At 75.1% G+C, this 3,641-nt stretch carries 2 protein-coding genes and 1 pseudogene; all 3 read right to left on the reverse strand.

What is annotated here, in order from left to right; genetic code table 11:
• Positions 1-38: 38 nt before the first annotated feature.
• Positions 39-1,169: a glycosyltransferase family 2 protein gene (locus ACFT55_RS19625; protein ID WP_380245530.1), complete on the reverse strand. Its 1,131-nt coding sequence runs from the start codon at positions 1,167-1,169 to the stop codon at positions 39-41.
• Between the two features lie 12 nt (positions 1,170-1,181).
• Positions 1,182-2,006 (reverse strand): N-acetylneuraminate synthase family protein, encoded by an 825-nt coding sequence (locus ACFT55_RS19630; RefSeq protein ID WP_380245531.1) that lies wholly within the window; start codon positions 2,004-2,006, stop codon positions 1,182-1,184.
• Positions 2,007-2,210: 204 nt separating this feature from the next.
• Positions 2,211-3,380 (reverse strand): annotated as a pseudogene (locus ACFT55_RS19635) (cytidylyltransferase domain-containing protein); the annotation flags it as partial.
• Positions 3,381-3,641 lie beyond the last annotated feature (261 nt).

Consider the following 3,641-nt stretch of genomic DNA (forward strand, 5'->3'; position numbering starts at 1 on the left):
GTCGAGAACGTGCGCAACCGCCTGTTCGGCGCCCCGGTTTACGCCCGGTGGTCGGCCATCGCCCGCTCGGTGAGGCCGCGCACGAAGCCGGCGCCCCAGGCGAGGTGCATGGTGACGACGACGGCGGGCAGCACGACCGCCTCGCGCACGCCCAGGCGCGGACGCCGGCCGGCGGCGTGCGCGCAGGCCGCCAGGACGCCCGCGACGTAGGCCGCCGGGAGGACGCCGCCGAGGAGGACCACGACCGGCAGGCCGGCGAGCGCTCCCCCGGCGACGAGCAGCACCGACGCCGCCAGGCCGAGGACCAGCGCGGGCGGGGCGAGGTAGCGCGCGCTCGCCGTGGACGGGTCGCGCCGGATCACCTCGCGTCGCCACATGCCCGTGCGCCAGAACTGCTTGGCGACCGCCCGCAGCGTGCGCCGGGGACGGTACGTGACCTGCAGGGCGGGGTCGAACCACAGCAGGCCGCCGGCACGGCGCAGGCGCAGGCACAGCTCCCAGTCCTCGGCCCGCACGAGCGACGGGTCGTACCCGCCCACGGCCTCGACGGCCGAGCGCCGGAACGCCCCGAGGTACACCGTCTCGGACGGGCCCGCCTCGCCGCCCACGTGGAACGACGCGGCACCGATGCCCGCCGGGTGGCTCATCGCGCGCGCCGCGGCCCGCTGCACGGTCGTCGTGCCGACCGGGTGCATCAGCCCGCCCACGCCCACGGCGCCCGTGTGCTCCAATGCGGCGACGGCGCGGGTCACGTAGTCCGCCGGCAGCACGGTGTGCCCGTCGACCCGCAGCAGCACCTGGTCGCCGTCACCGGCCTGCGCCGTCGCGAGGTTGAGCCCGATCGACCGGGAGCCGGTCGGGTTGTCCACGACCAGGACGCGCGGGTCGGCCGCGGCGAGCGCCGCCGCGACCTGGGCGGTCGCGTCGTGCGAGGGCCCCACGGCGAGCACCAGGCGCAGCGGCCCGGCGTAGTCCTGGGCGAGCACGGACGCGACCGCCTCGCCCAGGTACGCCTCCTCGTCCCGCACGCACGCGACGACGGCGACGCCGGGCGGCGCGTCCGTCCACCGCAGGGCGGAGGTCGCGTCGCCCGGCGCCGGGCCGGCGGAGGCCGGGTCGAGCGGAGCGCCGGCGGGCGCCCGGTCGAGCGTCCGGTCGAGCTTCTCCACCGGTCGGGCGGGTCAGGCGTCGACGCGGCGCAGGCGCGACATCGGCGACAGCTCGCCGGGCATGACGCGCTTGGCGCCGTCGCCCATCGCCTGCTCGAGGATGCGGATGTCGCGCACGAGGTTCGCGAGGCCCTTCGGCTCCAGCGACGCCGCGTGGTCGGAGCCCCACATCGCCCGGTCGAGGGTGATGTGCCGCTCGACGGCGACGGCGCCCAGCGCGACCGCGGCCAGCGAGATCTGCAGGCCCGTCTCGTGGCCGGAGTACCCGACGGGCACGCCGTAGCGCTCCTGGAGCGTCGTGATGGTCCGCAGGTTCGCCTCCTCGGGCGGCAGCGGGTACGTCGACGTGGCGTGCAGGATGACGAGCCCGTCCGTGCCGAGGATCTCCACCGCGGCGTCGATCTGCTCGAGCGTCGACATGCCGGTCGACAGGATGAGCGGCTTGCCGGTGTCGGCCAGCGCGCGGAGCAGCTCGTGGTCGGTCACCGAGGCGGAGGCGATCTTGTGCGTCGGGACGCCGAACTCCTCGAGGAAGCCCACCGAAGGCACGTCCCACGGGGAGGCGAACCACTGGATGCCGCGCGACTTCGCGTACTGGTCGACCTCGGTGTACTGGTCGTGCTCGAACTCGACCCGGTACTTGTACTCGAGGTAGGTCATCTCGCCCCAGGGCGTCTGCCGGATCTTGTCCCGCTGGTCCTTCGGGGTGCTGATCTCCGGGGCGCGCTTCTGGAACTTCACGGCCTGGCAGCCGGCGGACGCCGCGACGTCGATCAGCTGCTTGGCGATCTCGACGTCGCCGTTGTGGTTGATGCCGATCTCGCCGATGACGTACACCGGCTGGCCGGCGCCGACCTCGTGGTCGCCGACGCGGACGAGGTGCTCCGCGGGGCGCTCGGCGGCGGTGGTCGTGCTGGCGGTGCTGGTCACGGGGGTGTCCTTCCGTTCGTGGAGCTCGGGGGTCGGACGCGCGGTGGCGTCCTGTCGGGCTGCGAGGATCCGCTCGCAGACCTCGCGGACGGCGCCGTGGCCGCCCGCGCGGTCGAGGACGACGCGCGCGGCGGCGGCGACCTCGGGGTGGGCGTCGGCGACGGCGACAGGCCAGCCGACGAGGGCGAGGGCGGGCAGGTCGTTGACGTCGTTGCCGACGTACGCGACCCGGCCCGGGTCGAGGCGGTTGACGGCGCACCAGTCGCGCAGCGCGGCGGCCTTGTCGTCGACGCCGTGCAGGACGTCGACGCCGAGCTTGCGGGCCCGGGCCGCCACCACCGGGTTGGTCTCGGTGGACAGGATGAGCAGCGGGACCCCGGTGCGGCGCAGGCGCGCGACGCCCAGGCCGTCGCCCCGGTGCACGCGCACGCTCTCCGTGCCGTCCTGCGACACGTAGGCGCCGTCGTCGGTGTGCACGCCGTCGAAGTCCGTGACGAGCGCGTCGACGTCGATCGGCGTGCCGGTCGGCGCGTCGGCCGGGACGGTGGCGGACGCCGCGGCGGGCTGGTCCAGCAGCGTGCGGGCGAGCCACAGGTCACGCGGCTCGTCGACCTCCAGCGACCACTCGGGCGCCACGGGCTGCAGCCCCACGGACCCGAAGAAGCGGCTGCCCGCCTCCCGCAGCCCGGCGGTGCGCATCGCGTAGAACGCGCCCGTCTCCCGGAAGTGCGGAGTGCGGTCCTGGCGGCGCGGGCGGTGGTCGGTGCCGTGCCCGACGGGCGTCGGGCCGTCGTCGTCGAGCCGCCACTGGAAGTCGTGGGTGGGCGCCACCGCGACCACGACGTCGTGCGCGCCGTCGGCCACCCGCCGCACCGCGGCGTCCAGGTCGGCCGGGTCGACGAACGGCGACGTCGCCTGCAGGAGCACGGTGACGGCAGGGTCAGAGGTGGGGGCGCCTGCGGGCGCCTCGGCGCGCAGGGCGTCCAGCGCGTGCAGGACGGCGGACTCGGAGCTCGCGGTGGCGCCGGCGATGTCGGCCGGACGGCGCACCACGCGCGCCCCGTGCGCGGTCGCCTCACGGGCGATCTCGTCGTGGTCGGTGGAGACCACCACGGCGGAGACCGACGGTGCCGCCAGCGCCGAGCGGACCGCCCGGGCGACGAGCGTCGTGCCGCCCACGCGCTGCAGGTTCTTCAGCGGGATGCCGGCCGAGCCGCCGCGCGCAGGGATCACGACGAGCGCACCACGGTCGGGGTCGAACCCCGGGTGGATGTCGTTCATGACGCCGACACTAAGAGCGCGACAAGTCGCGATCGGCCTTTTCCGGGGAACTGTCGCCGAACATCAGGATGCCGTCAGGTGAACACTTTCCGACGCCCTTCAAGAATGGCTCGTGACGCTTTCCGGGTGCCCTTTCATGGGAGAAGTCACCGGGAGAATTCCCCTGTCCGAGGAGGTCCGATGGACGCCCTGACCGCCCGCACGTCCCCGCGCGTCACCCCCGCGCCGCGCGTCGAGGCGCTGCCCGTGCAGCGCCTCGAC

This window comes from Isoptericola sp. NPDC057191, assembly GCF_042670225.1.
In the GTDB taxonomy this organism is placed as follows: domain Bacteria; phylum Actinomycetota; class Actinomycetes; order Actinomycetales; family Cellulomonadaceae; genus Isoptericola.